Source organism: Paraperibacillus esterisolvens (assembly GCF_046237625.1).
Taxonomy (GTDB): Bacteria; Bacillota; Bacilli; order Bacillales; family DSM-1321; genus Paraperibacillus; species Paraperibacillus esterisolvens.
Genome location: NZ_CP143545.1, coordinates 1,338,984 through 1,360,487, shown reverse-complemented (window position 1 = coordinate 1,360,487; position 21,504 = coordinate 1,338,984). Strand labels below are relative to the sequence as shown.

Below are 21,504 nucleotides of genomic sequence, written 5' to 3'. Positions count from 1 at the left end.
AAAATATGCATTTGATTCTGCTTCCTTCAGCCGCTCTGGCTGTTTGAATCCAGCCCAATTCAAGGACATATAAGGCTTTTAAGGATTAAAAAAATTTTTACAGGATTACCCTTTGTAACGTCTAGACCATCTTATTGAATTCTTTTCTCAGCCTCTTAATAATCCGCTTTTCCAGGCGGGAGATATAGGACTGAGAAATCCCGAGCATATCGGCTACATCCTTCTGGGTTTTCTCCTCTCCTCCAAGCAGGCCGAATCTCAGTTCCATGATCTGCTTTTCCCGGTCTGTAAGCTGGTGCAGTGCTTTAGTAAGCAATTTACGGTCCACGTTGGCCTCAAGATCTTTTGTAATAATATCTTCCTCTGTGCCCAGTACATCAGAAAGAAGGAGCTCGTTCCCATCCCAGTCGATATTAAGAGGCTCATCGAAAGAAACTTCGGAACGAATCTTATTATTACGCCTTAAATACATAAGGATTTCGTTCTCAATGCAGCGCGAAGCATATGTAGCCAGCTTTATTTTCTTTTCGGGGTTGAACGTATTGACTGCCTTGATCAGTCCGATCGTTCCGATGCTGATCAAATCCTCAATATTGATTCCGGTATTTTCGAATTTCCGGGCAATGTACACCACAAGCCGCAGATTACGCTCAATCAGCATCGACCTTGCCGTTTCATCCCCGGAAGGAAGTTTCTTGATCAGGATTTCTTCCTCTTCCTTGCTGAGCGGAGGCGGCAGGGCCTCACTGCCTCCAATGTAATATATTTCATCGGTCTTTAAACCCAGCTTCATTAATAATTTATACCAATAGTAATTCAAGCGGAGCAGCCATTTTCTCAAGTGATTCTTCCTCCTTATAATCAAAAACTCAATCAGGCACTGATCGTTTCTCCCCCAAGCATCATTTTTGGGTGAAGAATGGCAGCAAACTCTTCATCAGGAGACAGCTGCTGAAGGGTGAAGGAAACAAGCCCCTTAATTTTTGCCGGCTTGCCTGATATTTCGATCTGGATAATATCCGGTTTAAAGGCCGCAAGCAGCTGGTGCTCCACACCGATAGCCTTGCTTGGTATAAGACGGAGCCTCGGGGCCCAAGAAATATTGGCACTGCCTGCCATCATATCATCAGGTTTTTCAAGGAATGCCAGGATTCCTTCTGGAAGCTGTGCTTCATATCCTTTCAAGGAAAAAATCATAACAGGTGTGCGTGTCAAAGGATCATGCAATGAATTCCCGCTGTCCACCATGCCCCTCGCAGCTGCTTCAAAATCCCCTATCTTGATATAAACGCTGACGAGTCTGTCATATTTAATTTTTGTCATTTCAAGGCTTTCCAGATTCCTTTTGGAAAACATCCAGGAAAGAGGAAATCCAATGATTACAAACAGCCAGCTTACCGGGTCCCCAAAGGCGTTCGGCAGATAGGCAGCCTGAGTATTATACGAGGCAGTCTCTGATTGAAATAAATAGTGGGCGCCGAGCATGCTCCCCCCCATTAAGAAAGTAATTAGATAAAGTGCCATCAGCCCCTTCATGAAATAGCTGAAACGTTTATAGCCGAATGCGGTGAGAGTCATGAGAACAGAGAATAATAGCTTTCCAGCAGGATGGGTGGCAAGTGGGTATAAAGGAGTAAAATTAAGCACAATAATGATAGAGCCGATAAGCCCTCCCAAACCTATTCTAAGAGGCACTGCTTTTCTTTTCAGTACTAAGGCTGCACCATACAGCAGCAATGAATCGAATAGAAGATTCAGCAGCCAGACCACATCGAGGTACATAACCAAAAAACTACCACCCCGCCTATGAAATAGGTATGTTTGTTTTGAAGTATAGCGTACATCCCATCTGAAATCTGTCACTTTTTGGGGTGAGAAGCGGGGTTTTTTTAAGAGTTTTTTAGGTATATTGTCAGGTAATATTTCCTCATATAAAGTCCGGTCCGGCAGCCTGCCATTCCCTTTACCCCGCGGGAAAAGGATGAGGAGCCCGAACTTATTACTTGCCAGAATGGAAAAAAGAGAGCGGACCAAGGGCCGGCAACCGGCTCTTAGCTCGCTCTCTCTTTTAATCGCGCCATCCTTAACGGCGGCGGTTTCTATTCCTTAAGAAGGTAGGGATGTCTAACGTTTCATCAGCATGCTGTCTATTAGTCTGCTCTACAGGTTCTTCCCTTTTCATTTCACGCTTTACCGGCTGCTGCTGGCGCTGTGTACTGAAAGAGTTCTGCTGCTGGCCGTATGATGGGGCCTGCTGCTGATTCATGGAAGGCCGCTGTGGTCTTGACTGCTGGATTTCAGCTTCGGTGAACCCTGTCGCAATGACAGTGACGATGATTTCGTCTTTCAGGTTCTCATTGATAACTGAACCGAAAATCATGTTTACGTCCTGATCAGATGCAGAGGCTACAATATCGGCTGCCTCCTGGACTTCAAACAGGCTGAGGTTCGACCCGCCTGTGATGTTCATAAGAACACCCTGTGCCCCGTCAATGGCCGTTTCAAGCAGCGGGCTGGATACAGCCTTCTTGGCTGCTTCTGCTGCGCGGTTTTCACCTGTTGCTACACCAATACCCATTAATGCAGATCCTTTGTTGGACATGATAGTCTTAACATCCGCAAAGTCAAGGTTGATCAGACCCGGGGTTGCAATCAAGTCAGAGATGCCCTGGACACCCTGTCTCAGAACATTATCAGCTTCCCTGAAAGCTTCAAGCATCGGAGTGCTTTTATCAACAATCTCAAGGAGTCGGTCATTCGGGATGACGATCAGTGTATCAACCGCCTCTTTCATTCCTGAGATTCCACCCTGGGCCTGAGTTGCACGCTTCCTTCCTTCAAAGGTGAAGGGACGGGTAACTACACCGACAGTCAAGGCTCCGAGATCTCTTGCTATCTGGGCAATTACGGGTGCTGCACCTGTACCTGTACCGCCTCCCATACCAGCTGTTACGAAGACCATATCAGCGCCGCGCAAAGCCTCTTCAATCTGCTCCTTGCTCTCTTCAGCTGCCTTTTTGCCCACTTCAGGATTCGCACCCGCACCAAGGCCTCGGGTTAATTTTCCGCCAATCTGCATTTTAATTTCCGCTTTGGACAGGTTCAGTGCCTGCGCATCTGTATTAACGGCAATGAATTCCACACCCTGCACACCATGCTCTATCATACGGTTAACAGCATTATTTCCGCCGCCGCCCACGCCAATGACTTTTATCGTCGCTAACGAATCTAAATTACTATCAAACTCTAACATGACAATCCTCCTATTTAAACGATATCCAAGATGAATTTTTTATTCAAAGAAATAGCCAAGGAACTTTTTGAACTTTGAGTCACCTTTTTCTGCTGGCTGCTTTTCTGCTTTCTCCTTAGGCTGCTGGGATGGCTTACTATTCCTTCTTTCAGCCTTTTCGGCTGTATTCATGGCAGCTACAGGAGTACCCAGCGACTCACCCTGCATGCGGCTCTTCCTGCAGGCATGCTTGATCAGTCCTACAGCCGTCGTATATTGCGGTTCCCTTACACCTATATAGTTAGGCTCTGCCATCCTGACCCTGTTCTGGAAAATCAATTGCGATAGTTCCAGCACCCCAGGCATCTTCACTGCACCGCCTGTCAGCACAAAGCCTCCAGGAAGATCCTGATAGCCCATTCTTCTGAGCTCTTCGGTGATCAAGTCAAAAATCTCCGAAAGCCTTGCTTCGATTATCTCAGAAATCATCAGCTGATTGCATGGCTGCATCTGGTCGCTTCCAATGATGGGAACATTGAAAACATCGTCTTCCGATGCTTCATCGTAGAAGGCGTGCCCATGGGCCAATTTGATCTTTTCAGCGTCTTCAGTAGTGGTGCGGAGGACAATCGAAAGGTCCTTGGTAAGTGTTTCACCGCCGATTGGGATGGCGAAGGTGAATTTCAGATGTCCCTGCTCGAATACCGCAAGGGTAGTGGAGCCTCCTCCTATATCAACAAGCGCCACTCCAAGCTCCTTTTCGTCCTTCGACAGTACAAGTGATCCGGCAGCAAGGGGCTGCAATGCGATATCTGTAATTTCGAGACCCGCTCGTTCAACACAGCGCAAAGTATTATGTAATAATGTGCGAAGACCTGTTATAAGTATGCCCCTCATCTCGAGACGGACCCCGATCATCCCGCGGGGATCGCTGATCTCGTCCAGCTCGTCCACCTTGTAGTGGATAGGGATTACATCGATGATTTCCCTGTCAGCCGGGATTGTCAATAGCTCTGATGCTTCCCTTACACGGGCGACATCCTCTTCTGTTATTTCTTTATTGCTGCTGGAAACTGCAACCACTCCGTGACATGGCTGGAGCATGATGTGATTGCCGCTGATCCCGACGACCACCCGCTTGATCTCCATCCCTACCATTCTTTCAGCCTGTTCCACAGCCCTTTGAATAGAATGAACCGTCTCGTCTATATCGACAATGGAACCTTTCTTAATACCTTCTGACTTTACATTGCCAACTCCAATAATGTTTAATGTGTCATTGACCATTTCACCAATGATAACTTTTACACTGGATGTACCGATGTCAAGACTTACATAAATTTCATTGCTGTTCATTCTATGGCACCTCCTTTAACCTGAAAAGTTTTTTTAATAGAACAACATAGTAGAATTTATAATATATAGGATAGTATATACGTTTTTAAATTACTATTAAAAACATTCTTCAAAATCCAGGCAAAACCTTTTAATTTCACAAATTTTTTTCAGCCGGCCCTGCCCATTTCGCCAGCAGGATCCTTCTGATTACCGCAATATTCTGGAATAATCTTACCCCAAAAGCAAATATCGCAGCTAAATACAAGTCTACACCAAGATGAACACCTAGAAAAGCTAAACTTGCAGCCAGAAGGATATTAAAAAAGAAGCCTGAAACAAATACCTTCTCATCATATAGATTCTGCAGGTAGGCACGCATTCCGCCAAACAGAGTATCCAGGGCAGCGAGTACGGCGATAGAGAGGTAATTTGAATACTCTTCCGGAATTCTCACGTCGGTCATCAGTCCGATGACAAGCCCGGCAGCCAGGCCAAAAACAGGAAGCCACACCAGCAATTCCCCCTTACCTTTTTCCTGAATCCCCGGGCTCTAAATATCTAATATTTAAATCCTGCTGATATTTAGGGACCAAGAGCCGTTTTACGGGCCTTGAAACAGTAACCTGAAGATTGTCCACAAAAAATTGCTCGAGGACTTTTGATACCTTGATGCGGTCATACAGATTGACCGCATCTTCTGAAATGACCCTGACCTTGATTGGATAATCTTTAAGTGAAAAACCATCAAGCTTAGGCTCACCGTTAATTTCCCGAATCACGGAAGTGCCTATGATCCTGTGGCCATTGATTGATATATGTTCAGCATTGTACATGTTCAGTTCGTTGATGAGGCGCTTCAGCAGTTCAGGTGAAACTGCATAGGCCGTCCCGCCAAGCATTTCCGCTTCAGGGAGCGGCTCTATGGTAAGATACACACCAGGACCGGTGACATCAGTAAGGCCTGTTTCTTTCTTTAATTCACTTAATGTCTGCTGCAGGGCTTTTTCCTTGCTGCGGCTTTTATCGTTTTCATAGCCGGCGGACTGTGCCTCCAGTTCTTCCAGTTCCCTCAGTATCTTGGATTGCCTGTCCTTCTCAGCCAAAATATCAGCCCGCAGTTCCCATGAGTCCCTCGTATCCTGAATTTTAGGGTCTTTGACTGTCTGGAATTGCACCGCAAGCATAAGGCCGGTCAAGACTGCTGCCGCACTCATGCCCCACTTTATTTTCATATCATCCACCCAGCTTTCCTAAAGTCAGGATCAGCTGCTCCCGAACACCGGTTCCATCACAATCTGTTCTTTTTCCTCCATAGTGAACACTATATTCTCATTGACAAGCTGATCTTTTATGCCGCCTGCGATATTCAAGGCCGCACCCATCACCTTTGGATCACCTATTGCACTTATAACAAATGGTGCAGGATGCTGTATGCCATCCACTACAATGACCGGACCATCACAGACGATGTAGGATTTACGGGTAAGCCGCTGGCCGTTTATAGCTGCAGCCTGGGCGCCGGATACATACAGTTCGTTGATCACTTTAAAAACGTGCTGTTCATGCACAAGATAATCGTTGACGTCGCCGCCAGTCTTGAAGTCCCCGTCCTGAAGGGTGATCTCAATCCCGCCGCCCTTAGTCTTCACCTTGCCGAGATGCAGCCGGTATCTGCCTGCTTCCTTCGTGATACTGGAGTAGGACCTGGCCTCTTTGGCAAGCTCGTTCTCAGCTGAAGTGATCTCTGCCTGTTTTTCTATTAATTCCTTTTGCAGCTCTCTAGTCTTTTCTTCCTGTTCCACGAGCTTTTTCCGCAGCTGGAAATCCCGGTCCCAGCTATTTTCAGACATCCTCGTCTCTTCTTCCTCATTCGCCTGTTTATAGGAAAATGAAATCATGATACCGAGCACAAGGCAGACAAGGGAGAGGATAAGGTGTTTGCTTTTAACCTTCAAATCACTGTTTCCCCTTCCTTTCACTTTCATATGCGCGGAAATAAGAACCGACTTCCAGGTCGATTACCCCTTTTACCCCGGGATTCAGCTGGCTGATGATTGATGGATAATGGACGAGCTTGTCCGAAAGGCTCCTGCTTGTGGCATTCACTTCATATCCATCATTCATATAAATGATCAAGTGGTATGGGTCTGTTTTCTTTGGATTATTATGAATTTCTGACACCGAATTCAATATTTCCGGCGGAAGCTTGGATAATTCATCTACAAGCTGGGACAGCGGTGCACCTTCTGAGAAGCCGGACAGGATGGGAGCATAGTCCGGCAGGTCTCCTTTAGCCATCGGCTTAAGGAATTTCCCGCTCTGGAGAATCGGATAAAACCGGGATTCCCGAGAAAGATAGCCGACCCTTCTGTATTCTTCCACATGAATATTGATATGGTTAGGGAAGCTTAGAGATACTTTAGCATTTTTAATCTGCGGGTTGCCCTTCAGCTTGTGCCAGACGGCCTCTTTATCGATTTCCCAGATGTTATCGCCGATTGCCAGACCGCTGATTTCTTTTATTTGGCCGGAAGATATATACTTATTTCCTTGTATGCGGATATCCTTGATATGGCTTAAGGGGGATTTTAAATACAGGAGCGCACCAAGCAGAAGGAAAAAGAAGGCCAAAAGAATAACCAGCCGTTTATTCGCCTTTTTTTTCCGAATCTGTTTAAGTTTTGGAATTCTTTCTTCTATGGATACAATATTGCCCTTTTCCATTTTTCCACCTCTCCTAAAGCACGTCAGCAAAAATATAAGAGGCCTGTATCCCCCGGACCGGACCGTGTCCAGGGCTGATCCTTTAATTGTTCCCTTGTATTTCTGATGTACAATTATATCATAGATGCGGGTGGTAAATGAGGCTAACCCTCGATTTTCCTGCCTATAATTTCGACTTCCGTCTCCATTTTCACACCGTATTTGTCAAAGATTGTATCCTTAATATGCTGGATCAAGGCAAGCACATCCTCAGCAGTGGCTCCCCCTGCATTCACTATGAAGTTTCCGTGCATATCGGAAATCTGCGCCCCGCCTATTGAATGTCCCTTCAGCCCTGCATCCTCAATCAGCCTTCCGGCATACTGAGGAAGCGGATTTCTGAAGATACTGCCGGCACAGGGAAGGTTATAGGGCTGTGTATCCTTCCTGTATGCCTTATTGCTTTTGATTTCTTCCACGATTGTATCGCGGTTTCCTGCGCTCAGCGCAAACACTGCTTCAATCACGATTCCCGGCCTCTTCTTTTGCAGGACTGATGTCCGGTAAGAAAATTCCATTTCTTCATTCGTGACCCAGCCGATGGTCGCATCTTCAAAAAGGACTTTCGCTTTAACCAGGATCTTTGAAATATCCGAACCATGGGCACCTGCGTTCATATAAACAGCGCCGCCGACCGACCCGGGAATCCCGCCGGCAAACTCAAGGCCTGATAATCCTTTCCTGCTCATCTGGGTGGCAAGGCTGACTAGTGAATAACCGCCTCCCACCTTAATTTCTGTTCCATTGATCTCAAGGTCTGATAATCCGGAGGACAGCTTGATGACCGCTCCTTCGATGCCTTCATCCAAAACAAGCAGATTGGATCCCCTTCCGATCGCCCTCCACTTTATATTGTGTTTTTTAATAACCTGCATGGTTTTTTCGAGATTTTCTACGGAAGACGGCTCGATGAATAATTCTGCCGGCCCCCCGATCTTCATCGTTGTATGGCTGGCCAGCGGTTCATTCTCGGCAACCTTCCCAACCTCTAACTCATTCAATTCTCGTACAATTTCCTTCATTTGTAACCTTCCTTCCTTCAGGTGGAGGCAAAAACCTCTCATGCCAAACAGAAAAGCAGATCCACAGCCCCGCTGTTCGAGGGTTTATCTGCTTTAATTGTATTTTTCCGTTTGTTTAAAGCTGCCCTGTATCATTTAAACCTTATTATTCAGATTATACATTCACTTCCTGGCAAGTTCCTCCATCAGGCTGTACAGCCTGCCTGCTGCATCAGGGATGCCGATTTTCCTGGCGGCCACTTTCATGTCCATTGTTTTTGCAGGATTTAGCATGATGGAATCCATGGTTTTCAGCAATGCTGCACCCGATAGATCCTTTTCTAGGATCAATTCTGCAGCGCCATGGTCACTCAAGGCTCTTGCATTTTTCTCCTGATGGTTATCGGTGACATAGGGACTCGGTATCAAAATACTGGGAATTCCGAGAGCAGTTAGTTCCGCAAGCGTAGTGGCACCTGCCCTGGTTACAGCGAGATCTATACCCGCAAGTATTTCCGGCATATTATGCAGGAACGGCTTAATCACCACATTCTCAGGGTCAGAATGGAGTTTTATTTCCTTTAAGGTCGATTCATAATGAACCTCGCCTGTTATATAGAGGATTTGATAAGGTTTCTCCCTAAGCTCAGCAAGAATCTTAACGATTGCGCTATTGATGGGCTTTGCCCCCCTGCTCCCCCCGAATATAAGGACTGTCTTTTTATCAGGCGAGAGGCCGAGTTCTGCAATTCCCTGCTTTCCTTTATAATCAACCACCTCTGAAGCCCTCGGATTTCCCGTCATTTCTACTTTTCCAGCCGGGAAAAATGCCCTGGCATCTTCAAAACAGATGGCCACTTTATCGACATATCTTGATAAAAACTTATTGGTAAGGCCGGGAAGGCTGTTTTGTTCATGCACAACAGCAGGGATTTTTAGCTTCGCAGCCGCATAGACCACAGGCCCGCAGACATATCCCCCGGTACCGATCACTATATCGGGCTTAAACTGCTTTAGCATCTTCCTGCTGTCCCTCACACCTTTGAGGAAACGCATGATAGTCCTGACGTTCTCAAAGGACAGCTTCCTCTTGAACCCGGTAATGCGGATAGACTTGAATGGGATTCCCTCCCTGGGCACAATGCTGCCCTCCAGGCCGTTCTCTGTGCCTATGTACAGAAACTCCGCTTTTGGATCTTTCTTTTTTATTTCTCTAATCAAGGCGAGTGCCGGATAAATATGCCCTCCGGTCCCGCCGCCGCTTACTGCAATTTTCATTATGAAAGCCACCTCAAATTTAGTAGGCACATGGCCGGAAGCAAATTACACATTGATCCAGACCCATTTTGATCTGCCTTAATGAATCAACCATATCATTATAAGGATTAATGCACAAAAGGGAAATGAAAAATCCTATGATAAAGGCAGCTTAGTCGCTTTACCCACTTATACTATATTCTAAACCGGCTTCCTTTTCCAACTGAAAAATAACTAATTATCCTTCATAAGTAATGGGTGGTCTTCCTGATTTTTCTATAGAAAACAGTTATAAGCGAGCCATTCATGATGGCCCATTGCTGGATTCCGGTCATCCTCAGGCAGATAAAAAAGCCCTGCAGGAGTACTCCTGCAGAACCAAATGGGACAGCCTGCCTAATCAATACCGGGCATATCTGCTTATGTTCAACAACACGCCAATGGCCATCAGCATAAGTGTTAATGAAGATCCTCCGTAGCTCAGGAAGGGCAGGGTGATCCCGGTGACAGGCATCAGCCCGGTCACAACTCCGATATTGATCATCACCTGTATGGCTACCATGGCAATGATCCCTACAGCGAGGAGACTGCCATATAAGTCAGGAGCCCCAAGAGATATCCTGATTCCTCTCCACAGTAACAGCGCGAATAATAGAATGACTAACGATCCCCCGATAAATCCAAGCTCCTCTGACAAAATGGCAAAAATAAAATCAGTCTGTGGCTCAGGCAGGTAAAAGAATTTCTGCCTGCTCTGGCCCAATCCCAGCCCAAAAAGTCCTCCGGGACCAATGGCATATAAGGATTGAATAATCTGGAAGCCGCTGCCGAGCGGATCCTGCCAAGGATCCAGGAATGAAGTGATCCTTTTGATGCGATAAGGCGCAGACAGAATCAGACCCGCGAATCCAGCAGCGCCGAGAAAGCCAAGCCATGCGAAGTGACTGACACGGGCACCCGAAACGAAAATCATTACAATGCATGTTCCAGTCATTACTGTACCTGTCCCAAGGTCGGGCTGAAGCATAATAAATCCGAACGCTGTGAACACAAGGGCAAGTGCCGGCAGGAGCCCGGATTTAAAAGAGGTGATGAACTTCTGCCTTTCTGCAAGAAACTTAGCGAGAAAGGCTATCATTGCAAGCTTCATGAATTCGGACGGCTGGATGGAAAACGCACCGACACCGATCCAGCTCCTGGATCCATTCCGGACCATACCGACACCCGGAATCAATACCGCAATCAGCAGGACAAAGCAGACAATCAGGATAACTTTAGCCCACGTCCTCCATGTCCAATAATCAATGTTCATGATGAAGAACATGGCAAGGATCCCGACACCGGCAAAGAGGACCTGGCGTTTAGCGAAAAAAAATGAATCATTGAATTTGTAATCTGCCCAAATGGCGCTTGCACTGTACACCATGATCAGACCGACTGCCAAAAGTCCCAGGGTGACAATGATTAAAATAAAGTCTGGATTTGATTTTTTTAAAGGCATGGTCCACCTCAGGCTGAATGTTTTTGAGCGGCCGAAAAAGCATTGGACTTTTGGCATAACAAAAGACGATAGGGAATTCCCGTACCGTCTCAGTTACTTTAGATGTTCATCTTGAGGCTGAGAAGCTGCGGCAAAAAGCCTCTTAAGCAATGCGCGCTTCAATCTGTAACCAAGCTCTTATTTAAGCTTATGCACGGCCTCCATAAACATGTCTCCCCTGACCTCAAAAGTTTTATATTGGTCCCAGCTTGCACAAGCAGGTGAAAGAAGGATGCAGTCCCCTTCCTCCGAGAGTCCGTATGCGGCAGGCACGGCTGCCTCTACATTATCGACACGTTTGATAACAGATATTCCAGCTTCCTTTGCCACCCTCTCAATTTTTGGTGCAGTCTGCCCAAAAGTAATCAGCGCCTTCACATTACCGAGTGCCGGTTTCAGTTCGTCAAACTCATTTCCGCGGTCCAGCCCCCCTGCGAGGAGGATAGTCGGTTCCTGGAAAGATTCAAGTGCTGCTGAAGCAGATAAAATGTTTGTCGCCTTGGAATCATTGTAGAATTTGCGTTTATTTATCTCAGCCACAAACTGCGTCCGGTGCTTCACTCCTCTGAAAACAGACAGGACTTTCTGGATCGCTTCATTTGGCACACCGGAAAGCTTGGCCGCAGCTATGGCAGACAGGATATTTTCCTGGTTATGGCGTCCGGGAAGAACGATTTCAGACAAAGCAGCCACCCTTTCACCCCTGAAGCACATGTATCCATCCTCGATATATGCTCCGTCCTCAACCTTCCTCTTAGTCGAGAAAGGCACGAGATCTGCTTTCGAACGCCTGGCAAGCGCGGCAACTTCCTCCTGGTCGGCATTATAAATAAAATAGTCATCCTCTGTCTGTGCTTTCCCGATCGCACCCTTGGCATCTGCATATTCCTGCCTGGAACCATGGTAATCCAGATGGGCATCATACAGATTGATCAGCACCGCAATATGAGGCTTAAATTCCAATGTGCCCATCAGCTGGAAGGAAGACAATTCAATGACAATGATATTGTCTTTTTCAGCCTGGGATGCCACACCTGAGGCCACTGTCCCGATATTGCCTGCAATGAGGGGCTTCTTACCGCCCTCATGAAGCATTTCATGAATGATCGTAGTGGTGGTGGTCTTCCCGTTAGTACCTGTTATCCCTATAAATGGTGCATCGGAGATCTGATAGGCAAGCTCCACTTCAGTGATCACCGGCAGACCACGTTCAACAGCTCCTTTAACCAGAGGAATGGTATAAGGAATGCCGGGATTCTTTACAATCAATTCAAATCCCTCATCCAATAGTTCAATAGGATGGTCCCCGCAGATTACTTTAATGCCCTGTTCCACAAGCTCCTGTGCTTCTGGGTTCTCGTCTATCGGCTTTTTATCATTGACCGTCACAAAGGCTCCGAGCCTGTGCAGGAGCAAAGCAGCACTCACACCGCTCTTCGCCAGACCAAGTACAAGGACTTTTTTTCTGATATAATTCGTAACTTCCTTCACCTATAACCACACCTCTAAATAGATTCCTAATACAGCAAACAAAAATCCGACCGACCAAAATGTTACAACCACACGCCACTCAGACCAGCCGACAAGTTCATAGTGGTGGTGGAGCGGGCTCATTTTAAATATTCTTTTACCCGTTGTTTTAAATGAGATAACCTGAAGGATTACCGAAAGAGTTTCAATGACAAACACTCCGCCGATTATGACCAGCAGCAGCTCAAGCTTCGTCAGCATGGCCACGGTCGCCAGTGCACCGCCAAGGGCCAGAGATCCCGTATCTCCCATGAACACCTTGGCTGGATGCGCATTAAATACTAGGAAGCCAAGCAGTGCGCCGCTCATTGCGATGCTGAACACGGCCACATCATATTGCGACTGATTCCAGGCAAGGACAGCAAAGGCGCCGAACGCAATCGCTGCGGTTCCGGACAGCAGGCCGTCCAGACCATCGGTCAGATTGGTCGCATTTGAAAAACCCACGAGCCAGAAGATGACAACCGCTACATACAGCCATCCCAAATCAAAGGTGACAGATGTTCCTGGTATTGTAAGCTCTGACGTGAAGCTGCCGCTTGATTTGAACACCAGATAAAAGATCACGGCTATGATGATCTGGCCAAGAAGCTTCTGCCTGGAGGTAAGTCCCAGATTCCTTTTCATCACCACTTTGATAAAGTCATCCAAAAAGCCGAGCAGCCCAAAGCCGAGTGTCACCAGGAGCAGCAGCATGGTTTCTATTGTAATTTCTGAAAATTTCATGGTCATGACCAGGCTGGATGCAGTCACCGACAGCAGGATGATCAGCCCTCCCATTGTCGGGGTGCCTGATTTTTTTTGATGGGACTTCGGTCCTTCATCACGGATGCTTTGTCCGAATTTCAATCTTCTCAAAAATGGAATGAAGACCGGAGAGAGCAGAACCGTTACTAAAAAACCCATCAAAATCGTAAATAATAAAACTTGCACTAACATGAATTGGTTCCCTCTTTCCTATTACAATAAATCATCAAAATTAAGATATGTTCCGTACCCTTTTAACAGAATAATATATAGATAAATCACTGGAAAATTGAGCCGGTAAATATAGACCCAGCAGCAGAAATCTCAGTCCAGCTCCATAAGGAACCCGCGTGCAACCTGCCTGTCATCGAAATCGAGTATTTCGCTTCCGATGATCTGATAGGTTTCATGGCCCTTGCCGGCTATGATGATAACATCGCCGTTTTTTGCTTTTGAGATGGCATGGCCGATTGCCTGCTTCCTATCCGGGATAACCAGGTAATCCTGCCCTTTTACACCTTCCTCCATGTCCCTGATAATTTCCAGCGGATCCTCACTTCTTGGGTTATCAGCGGTGAAGATGGCAAAGGTGGATTGATCGCATGCGATTTTGGCCATAAGCGGGCGCTTCGTCCTGTCCCTGTCCCCTCCACAGCCAACGATTGTATAAATATCTCCCCTGGCAAACTCCCGGACTGTCCGGATCACATTTTCAAGGCTGTCTGGTGTGTGGGAATAGTCTACGATTACAGCAAAATCCTGGCCTTCGTCCACCAGTTCAAACCTGCCGGAAACACCCTTTACTTCAGAGAGAGAGTGAATAATGGCTGTAAGCGGAATGCCGGCTGAAAGGCCGGCCGCGATTGCAGCAAGGGCGTTATAGACATTGAATTTGCCTGCCAGCTTAAGCTGGACCGGATGTTCATTTCCGAATGCCTGCAGTGTAAAGCTCGTGCCGGAAGCTGTGATTTCCAGATTCATTGCACGAATATCCGATTCCTGGTCAATTCCGTAAGTAATAACCTGTGCTGCCGTATATTTGGCAAAGTCCCGTGAAGCCACATCATCGGCATTCAGGACTGCAAATTTCGGTTTCCCTGAAGGAAATGCACTTCCGAGCCTTGCAAATAACAGGCCTTTGGCAAATTTGTAATTTTCCATGCTGCCATGGAAGTCCAAGTGATCCTGCGTAAGATTGGTGAATACAGCAATATCATAATCGCAGCCATTGACACGGCCAAGCTCAAGAGCATGTGATGATACTTCCATCACAGCATCCGTTACACCCCGTTTGACCATCTTGCTGAATATTTTCTGCAGGGTCAGGCTGTCAGGCGTAGTATTTTTTGTTTCCTGCGTCTCATCGCCAATTTTCGTGTACATCGTCCCAATCAAGCCCGTTTTGGATCCTGCATCACTCAGGATTTTTTCAATGAGATGACTTGTGGTCGTTTTGCCATTCGTGCCGGTAATCCCAATCAGCCTCAGGCTCTGTGTCGGGCGGCCGTAGAAAGCATCAGCAAGGACTGCCATAGCCTTCGCTGTATCAGGCACAATTACAACCGGCACAGAAGCGTTCACTTCCCTTTCGGCAATGATGGCATAAGCCCCGCGCGACACCGCTTGGGCGGCGAGGTCATGCCCATCCACCGTGTATCCTTTGATGCATATAAAAAGGCTGCCTTCTTTAACCAGCCTATGGTCGTTTTCGACTGACACAATTTCGGGATTTTCTTCAGGCAGCTGAATAAAAGGCAGGCTGCTTATCAAACTATGTAGTTTCATCTTTTCATTCCTCACAATCTAAACTAAAACATTAACTTATATTCTATACGAAAACAAGCGTTTCTGCTAATTAAAATAGAACTAAAAATACTGACACGCCCCTGGGCCAGCCGGCATGAAAGGACCAAATAAGAAAACGGCTGAAAATTATACAGCCGCTCCTTATTGTATCCTTATTCAGCCTTTTCGCCAAGGTAAATCCTGATAGTGGACCCCTCTTTCACCTTTATCCCCGGCGGCGGGGACTGTTTGACAATGACATTCCCCTGTCCTGCCACGTCCAGATTGATATTAAACGGCTGTGTCTGCAGCTCTTTAATGCTCATACCGGTCAAATCCGGTATCTCGAGCATCACAGGGTCCAGCCAGTTAGCCTTCTTTTCTATCTGGTTCTTTCTGAGGGGCACATGCATCGCCCGCAGGGAATCGTTCATGATTTTACCGACAATCGGTGCCGCGACCGTGCCTCCGAACTGGACGGTTCCTTTCGGATTGTCCACAGCTGTATAGACCACGATCTGAGGATCATCAGCTGGAGCAAAGCCTATGAAAGATACGATGTAATTCCCTTCCATATATCTGCCGTTCTTTACTTTTTGGGCTGTCCCTGTCTTGCCTCCAACCCGGTAAGACTCAACAAATGCATTTCTTCCTGTTCCCTGGGCTACAACTGACTCCAGGGCATTTCTTATCTGCCTGGAGGTTTCCTCAGAAATCACTTTCCTCTTCGCCTCCGGCTTTTTCTTCATGACCGTTTTTCCTGTCTTCGGATCGATGAGCTCCTTGGCGATATAGGGCGTATAAAGAGTTCCACCATTTACCGCCGCTGCAACCGCTGCTGCCTGCTGGATGGGAGTAACTGATACACCTTGTCCGAATGCGGTTGTTGCCTGTTCCACCGGCCCGACTCTGTCAAGATTAAAAAGAATCCCCCTGCCCTCGCCCTGAAGGTCTATGCCTGTCTTCTCCCCGAATCCGAAATTCTTTATATAAGAAAATAATTTTTCCTTGCCAAGCCTCTCCCCGAGTTCAATAAAGCCCGGGTTGCAGGAATTCTGGACAACCTCAAGGAAGGACTCCGAGCCGTGCCCCCCGTGTTTCCAGCAATGAAGGCGCGCACCGCCTACCTCTACAGAGCCGGAGTCATAGAAATGGTCTTTCAGGAGATCTACCTTTTTCTCCTCAAGCGCAGCTGCAAGCGTGATGATCTTAAAGGTGGACCCAGGTTCATAGGTGCTCCAGACCGGCAGATTCCGGTTATAGATTTCCTGTGGCACGTCCCGGAACTTTGCCGGATCAAAGGTCGGTCTTGAAGACATTCCTAGGATCTCGCCGTTCTTCGGATTCATCGCAATCGCAATGATGCCATCCGGGTTATAGAGTGCCTCAGCATTATCCAGCTCCCTCTCCATGATGGTTTGGATTTTACTGTCTATCGTCAGCTTCAGATCGAGGCCGTCTGCAGGTGCTTTATAATCATCCGCCATTTTCTCCATCCTTTTTCCCTTCGCGTCTGCATAAAACTTCACATAGCCTTTTTCTCCTTTCAGCTCTTTATCATAAGACAATTCAATCCCCATCAATCCCTGATTGTCAATCCCTGCAAAGCCCAGGACATGTGACAGATATTTCCCATAAGGATAATGCCGTTTGGAATCCTCGGCGATATAAATTCCTTTCAGGCCGAGTGCCCTCAGCTCTTTTGCCTTTTCATGACTGATTTTGCGCCCTTCCGGAACCTTTACCATCGACACCCTCGATGTGACGGTTTTATATGCTTTTTCCTTGTCCATGCCCAGCACAGCCGCAAGCTTTTCAGCTGTATGAGCCGGATCCTGTATCTGCCGCGGCACGGCATAAACCGTCGGAGCGCTGATATTGGTCGCAAGGGCCACACCATTCCTGTCAACGATCTCGCCCCTTTTAGGTTCAAAGGGCAGATTCCGGCTCCAGGAATCCTTGGCCTTTTCCGTAAGCGAATTCCCAAGGAAGAATTGAACATATCCAAGACGTATATCTATGATCAAAAAGATGAGAAAACCTGCGGCCAGGGCAATAGCCAGCCTTTTCCGCACAGTCACGTTTGATACGCGCAAAGCATTACACCCCCAAGTATTCATTGCTGTTAAGAATGTATGCCTGTACCAATTTATAAAGTACAAAAACTATCAAAGAACCTGATTCAAAAACGTCAAAAAGGAGACGGCTGCCCGTCTCCTTTAATGGTCATGATCCTTTATATTCATCTATTTTTGGAGGGTCTTTTTTCTGCATATCCTCCGGCTTCTTCATTTGGACAATTACATACTCTTTTTGAGAAAGCCTGCTTCCTGGCTGTACATTCTGCTTGACTACATAGCCGCTTCCAACCGTCTGAAGCGGAACTCCGCTGGTCTTAGCCACTTTCATGACATCCCTCAGCGACCATCCCTTCATATCGGGTGCCTTCATGTTTCCTTCTGTCCTGAGAATGATCCTTTCACCCTGAAGGAGTTTAGTGCCCTGTTTAGGATTCTGGCTGATGATGCCAGTTCCGTTCCCAAGCTGAATGACTTCATATCCTTCGGCTTCCAGGGACTTCGCGGTTTGAGCGGCATCTTTACCCGTGAAGTCCTCGACAGCCCTGGATGATTTGGCTTCGGCCATGGAAGGCTTGATGTTCAGATATTGCAGGCTGTTGCGCATGACTGTATTAAAAATCATGGATACCGGGATGGAGCCGTCTGTGTAATATTCGACTTCCGGCTGCTGGACGGCTACATACATGACAAGCTCGGGATCGTCTTTAGGTGCCATACCAAGGAATGAAAACACATAATTGCTGGCTCCTGTCAGGTACTTTCCGTCTGGCCCGGGCATCTGCGCTGTGCCGGTCTTCCCTGCCACTTCATAGCCGTTTATTTTATACCGTTTGCCGGTTCCATGCTCGCTTGTTACGACAGTACCCAGATAATCCCTAACCTTTTTCGCGGTTTCAGATGAAATTGGCTGGGAAACAGCCTTTGGTTCCGTTTTTTTAATTACCTTTTTTGTGGAAGGATCGGTTATATCCTTTATAACATAAGGACGCATCATTTTGCCGCCATTTGCGACGGCGGTAGCAGCCTGTATCTGTTGAATCGGCGTGATGGCAGATCCCTGTCCAAAGGCCGTAGTTATTTTTTCGATGGGCCATTTATACAGGATCTTCCCGGTCGCTTCGTTCGGCAGATCGATGCCCGTCGGCTTGTCAAAACCGAATTTTGTCAGGTACGTCCGGAACTTTTCCTCGCCGAGCTTTTCCATGGCAAGCTTGGCGAAAGCCACATTTGATGACCTCTGAAGGCCTTCTAGATAGGTGATGGTCCCCCAGCCTGCTCCGCCATTATGGTCGCGGATGCTTCCTGAATTCCCCTTTTTGTATGTTCCTGATTTATACGTATCGTTAGGATTGAACACATTTTCCTGGACCGCGGCTGCAAGGGTGAATACCTTCATCGTCGATCCCGGCTCAAACGAATCCTCCACAGCAAGATTCTGCCAGCCATCCTCAAGCCCTTCCCTCGTTTTCGGGTGAAAAGTCGGCCTCTGGCTCATCGCGAGGATTTCACCGGTTTTGGGATTGGCGACAATACCGATCATTTTTTTTGGATTGTACTTCAGCTGTACGGAATTCATGGAATCCTCCAGGAAAGTCTGGATTTTTTTATCCAGGGTTACAGAAACCTTAGCCCCATCCTTAGGCCGGGTAATTTTTTCCTTTGAGTTTGGAAGGAGGAAGCCCCATTTATCGCTGTCATACTTTACAACGCCATCCGTTTCCTTCAAATACTTTTCCATCGTCCTTTCAAGGCCCAGACTCCCTGTGGCTTCTTCTTTTTTAGTTTTTTTATTAAACTTAGTTTCTGTAAAACCGACCAGATGGGAGGCAAAGACTCCATTTGGATAGAATCGTTTGGATTCCCGCTGGAACATGATGCCGGGGAGATCCAGGGCTTCAATCTCATTTTTGGTCTGGTGGGTAATATCCTTTCCCGCACTTCCAAACTCAACCTGAAAAACCTTTTTATTCAGCCTCTCAAATATCTCGCTTTCATCCATATCGATAAATTTAGCAAGCTCTCTTGCTGTCTTCTGCGGGTTTGTCACATGCTTTGGATGATCCGGATCCGCCGTAACCGACTTGTCCAGTATGGCCGTCAGTTTATAAGAAACCGTATCCTCTGCAATAGGTTCACCTGTCCGATCCACGATGCTTCCCCTTTTCGCTTCAAGGATATCCTGCCGTAAGTATTTGGTTTCAAGCTTCCGGGCAAGGGCAGTTCCCCCCGCTTCTCCCGTAACTTCTATATACAAGAATCTGCCTGCCAAAATAAAAAAGAGCAGTCCAAATGTAAAGAAGAGGACCACTGCTCCTGTTGATATATTTTTTTGCTTTTGCATCAGTCCTGTACAACCTTAACATTATTCTGGTTAAGCTTCAGGCCCAGCTCAGCTGCTTTTTTCTTGACTCTCTCATAAGTGCTGAGTTCACTTACCTGCACCTTCAGATCCCCATTCACTTTCTTTTGATTGTCAATGGAACCCTCTACCTGCTGTATTTCCTTATTCACGCTATAGACAGCAGATTGGTTGGCAATGATCTTAATGCCTGCGCCGGCTACCAGCAGGGCAAAAACGACCAGTAAGATCTTTTCGCCAAACGTAATTCCAGTTTTGTGCCGGATGACGGATTGAACCTTTTTCCCTGGTACACTCTGCTGCTCCAACACTTTTTTTGCTACAGTGCTCATGTTTCTCCCCCTGATCTCCTTATATTTTTTCAGCGATGCGCAATTTGGCCGACCTAGCCCTGTTGTTCATCTCTATTTCTTCTTCACTTGGCAGAATGGGCTTTCTGGTAATGATCTTGATCACCGGCTTGTACTCTTCCGGGATGATCGGCAGCCCGGGCGGAAGCGGGGGTGTTTCCCCAAGCTTCTTATAAACCGTTTTACAGATACGGTCCTCCAATGAGTGGAAGGTTATGACCGATATTCTGCCGCCAGGGGCCAGGAGGCCGATGGCCTGATGGAGCGAGTCTTCAAAAACACCTAACTCATCATTAACGGCAATTCGGATTGCCTGGAAAATCCTTTTAGCCGGATGGCCTCCCTTTCTCCTGGCCGGAGCAGGGATGCCTTCCTTGATGAGCTCAACCAGTTCGAAAGTTGTCTCGATAGGCTTAATTTCTCGGGCAGCTTCTATTTTCCTTGCAATCTGCTTTGAAAATTTTTCCTCTCCATATTTAAAGAAAATGCTGATCAGCTCCTGAAATGACCAGGAGTTCACTACGTCATAGGCAGAGAGACCAGCACTCTGGTCCATACGCATATCAAGCGGGGCATCATTATGGTAGCTGAAGCCTCTCTCAGGTGTATCCAGCTGCGGGGAAGAAACTCCCAAATCATAGAGAATCCCGTCCACTTTATGTATTCCGCGTTCGCCGAGCTCGCGGGCGATATGCTTAAAGTTGCTTTGAATCATAGTGACTTGCCCGCTGTATTTCTTTAATTTCTCACTTGCATTTTTAATGGCCGTTTCATCCTGATCAAACGCAAATAAATGGCCTTCCGGGGATAATAGGGATAACAGATATTCACTGTGCCCAGCCCCGCCCATGGTACAGTCAACATAAACACCGTCCGGCTTAATATTCAAGCCATCGACAGTTTCCTTGAGCAATACAGTTGTATGCTGAAACAATAACTTCACCTTCCAATCGAGAATGAAACATCCTGATGCAATGAATACGCTAAATATCGAAACCTATCATGTTTTCAGCGATTTCTGCAAAAGAATCTTCGGAATTTGTAAAATAGTCTTCCCAAAGAGGCTTGCTCCAAATCTCAATTCGATTGGAAACTCCGAGAACAACACATTCTTTCTCCAGCGATGCATAAGCTGTAAGTGGTGCGGGTATGTTGATGCGGCCTTGTTTGTCTAATTCGCATTCTGTCGCTCCCGAAAAGAAGAACCTTGTAAATGCCCGGGCATCTTTTTTGGTAAGCGGCAGAGCTTTTAGTTTTTCTTCGAGCTGCTTCCATTCTTCCAATGGATAACCAAATAAACATTGATCCAGTCCCCGGGTGATAACAAACTCCTCGCCAAGGCTTTCTCTAAACTTTGCGGGGACGATGATCCGGCCCTTGTTATCAATGGTATGATGGTATTCGCCCATGAACATTTGCCACTACCCCCACTTTCTAATTTCAATGTACCACATCCCCCCACTTTTCACCACCATTTTTATATTAATCATGAAATATAAAACTGGCACATGGATAATACCC

19 protein-coding genes are annotated in these 21,504 nt (G+C 46.9%); all 19 read right to left on the bottom strand.

Annotation, left to right across the window (positions count from 1 at the left end; all coding sequences use genetic code 11):
- Positions 1-121: 121 nt before the first annotated feature.
- The 19 genes from sigE to mraZ all read right to left on the bottom strand — a co-directional run bounded on the left by sigE (position 122) and on the right by mraZ (position 21,398).
- Positions 122-841, bottom strand: coding sequence for an RNA polymerase sporulation sigma factor SigE (gene sigE, locus V1501_RS06940; protein WP_409292134.1), 720 nt, complete (start codon positions 839-841; stop codon positions 122-124).
- Positions 842-873: 32 nt separating this feature from the next.
- A complete protein-coding gene (spoIIGA, locus tag V1501_RS06935; protein ID WP_409293273.1) occupies positions 874-1,782 on the bottom strand; it encodes a sigma-E processing peptidase SpoIIGA in 909 nt (302 codons plus the stop codon).
- A gap of 301 nt (positions 1,783-2,083) precedes the next feature.
- Positions 2,084-3,253, bottom strand: a complete 1,170-nt coding sequence (ftsZ, locus tag V1501_RS06930) for a cell division protein FtsZ (protein WP_409292133.1) — start codon at positions 3,251-3,253, stop codon at positions 2,084-2,086.
- Positions 3,254-3,292: 39 nt separating this feature from the next.
- Positions 3,293-4,588 carry a cell division protein FtsA gene (gene ftsA / locus V1501_RS06925; RefSeq protein WP_409292131.1) on the bottom strand — a complete coding sequence of 432 codons (1,296 nt, stop codon included), beginning with the start codon at positions 4,586-4,588 and terminating at the stop codon, positions 3,293-3,295.
- A gap of 136 nt (positions 4,589-4,724) precedes the next feature.
- Complete coding sequence (locus V1501_RS06920; RefSeq protein ID WP_409292130.1) at positions 4,725-5,081, bottom strand: small basic family protein; 357 nt, start codon at positions 5,079-5,081, stop codon at positions 4,725-4,727.
- Between the two features lie 13 nt (positions 5,082-5,094).
- Positions 5,095-5,802, bottom strand: coding sequence for a DUF881 domain-containing protein (locus tag V1501_RS06915; RefSeq protein WP_409292128.1), 708 nt, complete (start codon positions 5,800-5,802; stop codon positions 5,095-5,097).
- Positions 5,803-5,832: 30 nt separating this feature from the next.
- A complete protein-coding gene (locus V1501_RS06910; RefSeq protein WP_409292127.1) occupies positions 5,833-6,525 on the bottom strand; it encodes a DUF881 domain-containing protein in 693 nt (230 codons plus the stop codon).
- A gap of 1 nt (position 6,526) precedes the next feature.
- Positions 6,527-7,294 carry a cell division protein FtsQ/DivIB gene (locus V1501_RS06905; protein WP_409292126.1) on the bottom strand — a complete coding sequence of 256 codons (768 nt, stop codon included), beginning with the start codon at positions 7,292-7,294 and terminating at the stop codon, positions 6,527-6,529.
- Between the two features lie 143 nt (positions 7,295-7,437).
- Positions 7,438-8,355 carry a UDP-N-acetylmuramate dehydrogenase gene (gene murB / locus V1501_RS06900; protein ID WP_409292124.1) on the bottom strand — a complete coding sequence of 306 codons (918 nt, stop codon included), beginning with the start codon at positions 8,353-8,355 and terminating at the stop codon, positions 7,438-7,440.
- A 162-nt stretch (positions 8,356-8,517) separates the two neighbouring features.
- Positions 8,518-9,612: an undecaprenyldiphospho-muramoylpentapeptide beta-N-acetylglucosaminyltransferase gene (murG, locus tag V1501_RS06895; RefSeq protein ID WP_409292123.1), complete on the bottom strand. Its 1,095-nt coding sequence runs from the start codon at positions 9,610-9,612 to the stop codon at positions 8,518-8,520.
- A gap of 379 nt (positions 9,613-9,991) precedes the next feature.
- Positions 9,992-11,092, bottom strand: coding sequence for a stage V sporulation protein E (gene spoVE / locus V1501_RS06890; RefSeq protein WP_409292122.1), 1,101 nt, complete (start codon positions 11,090-11,092; stop codon positions 9,992-9,994).
- A gap of 177 nt (positions 11,093-11,269) precedes the next feature.
- The gene (gene murD / locus V1501_RS06885) at positions 11,270-12,622 is read right to left on the bottom strand and encodes a UDP-N-acetylmuramoyl-L-alanine--D-glutamate ligase (RefSeq protein WP_409292121.1); all 1,353 of its coding nucleotides are present in this window, start codon (positions 12,620-12,622) and stop codon (positions 11,270-11,272) included.
- Positions 12,623-13,600, bottom strand: coding sequence for a phospho-N-acetylmuramoyl-pentapeptide-transferase (gene mraY / locus V1501_RS06880; protein WP_409292119.1), 978 nt, complete (start codon positions 13,598-13,600; stop codon positions 12,623-12,625).
- Positions 13,601-13,732: 132 nt separating this feature from the next.
- Positions 13,733-15,193 carry a UDP-N-acetylmuramoyl-L-alanyl-D-glutamate--2,6-diaminopimelate ligase gene (locus tag V1501_RS06875; protein WP_409292118.1) on the bottom strand — a complete coding sequence of 487 codons (1,461 nt, stop codon included), beginning with the start codon at positions 15,191-15,193 and terminating at the stop codon, positions 13,733-13,735.
- 173 nt (positions 15,194-15,366) lie between these two features.
- The gene (locus tag V1501_RS06870) at positions 15,367-17,289 is read right to left on the bottom strand and encodes a stage V sporulation protein D (RefSeq protein WP_409292117.1); all 1,923 of its coding nucleotides are present in this window, start codon (positions 17,287-17,289) and stop codon (positions 15,367-15,369) included.
- 130 nt (positions 17,290-17,419) lie between these two features.
- On the bottom strand, positions 17,420-19,615 hold the full coding sequence (locus tag V1501_RS06865; RefSeq protein ID WP_409292116.1) for a penicillin-binding protein: 2,196 nt from the start codon (positions 19,613-19,615) through the stop codon (positions 17,420-17,422).
- A complete protein-coding gene (ftsL, locus tag V1501_RS06860) occupies positions 19,615-19,965 on the bottom strand; it encodes a cell division protein FtsL (protein ID WP_409292115.1) in 351 nt (116 codons plus the stop codon). The genes V1501_RS06865 and ftsL overlap by 1 nt, the downstream gene beginning before the upstream one ends.
- 19 nt (positions 19,966-19,984) lie before the next feature.
- Positions 19,985-20,917, bottom strand: coding sequence for a 16S rRNA (cytosine(1402)-N(4))-methyltransferase RsmH (rsmH, locus tag V1501_RS06855; protein WP_409292114.1), 933 nt, complete (start codon positions 20,915-20,917; stop codon positions 19,985-19,987).
- A 49-nt stretch (positions 20,918-20,966) separates the two neighbouring features.
- Positions 20,967-21,398, bottom strand: coding sequence for a division/cell wall cluster transcriptional repressor MraZ (gene mraZ, locus V1501_RS06850; protein ID WP_409292113.1), 432 nt, complete (start codon positions 21,396-21,398; stop codon positions 20,967-20,969).
- Between the last annotated feature and the right edge of the window lie 106 nt (positions 21,399-21,504).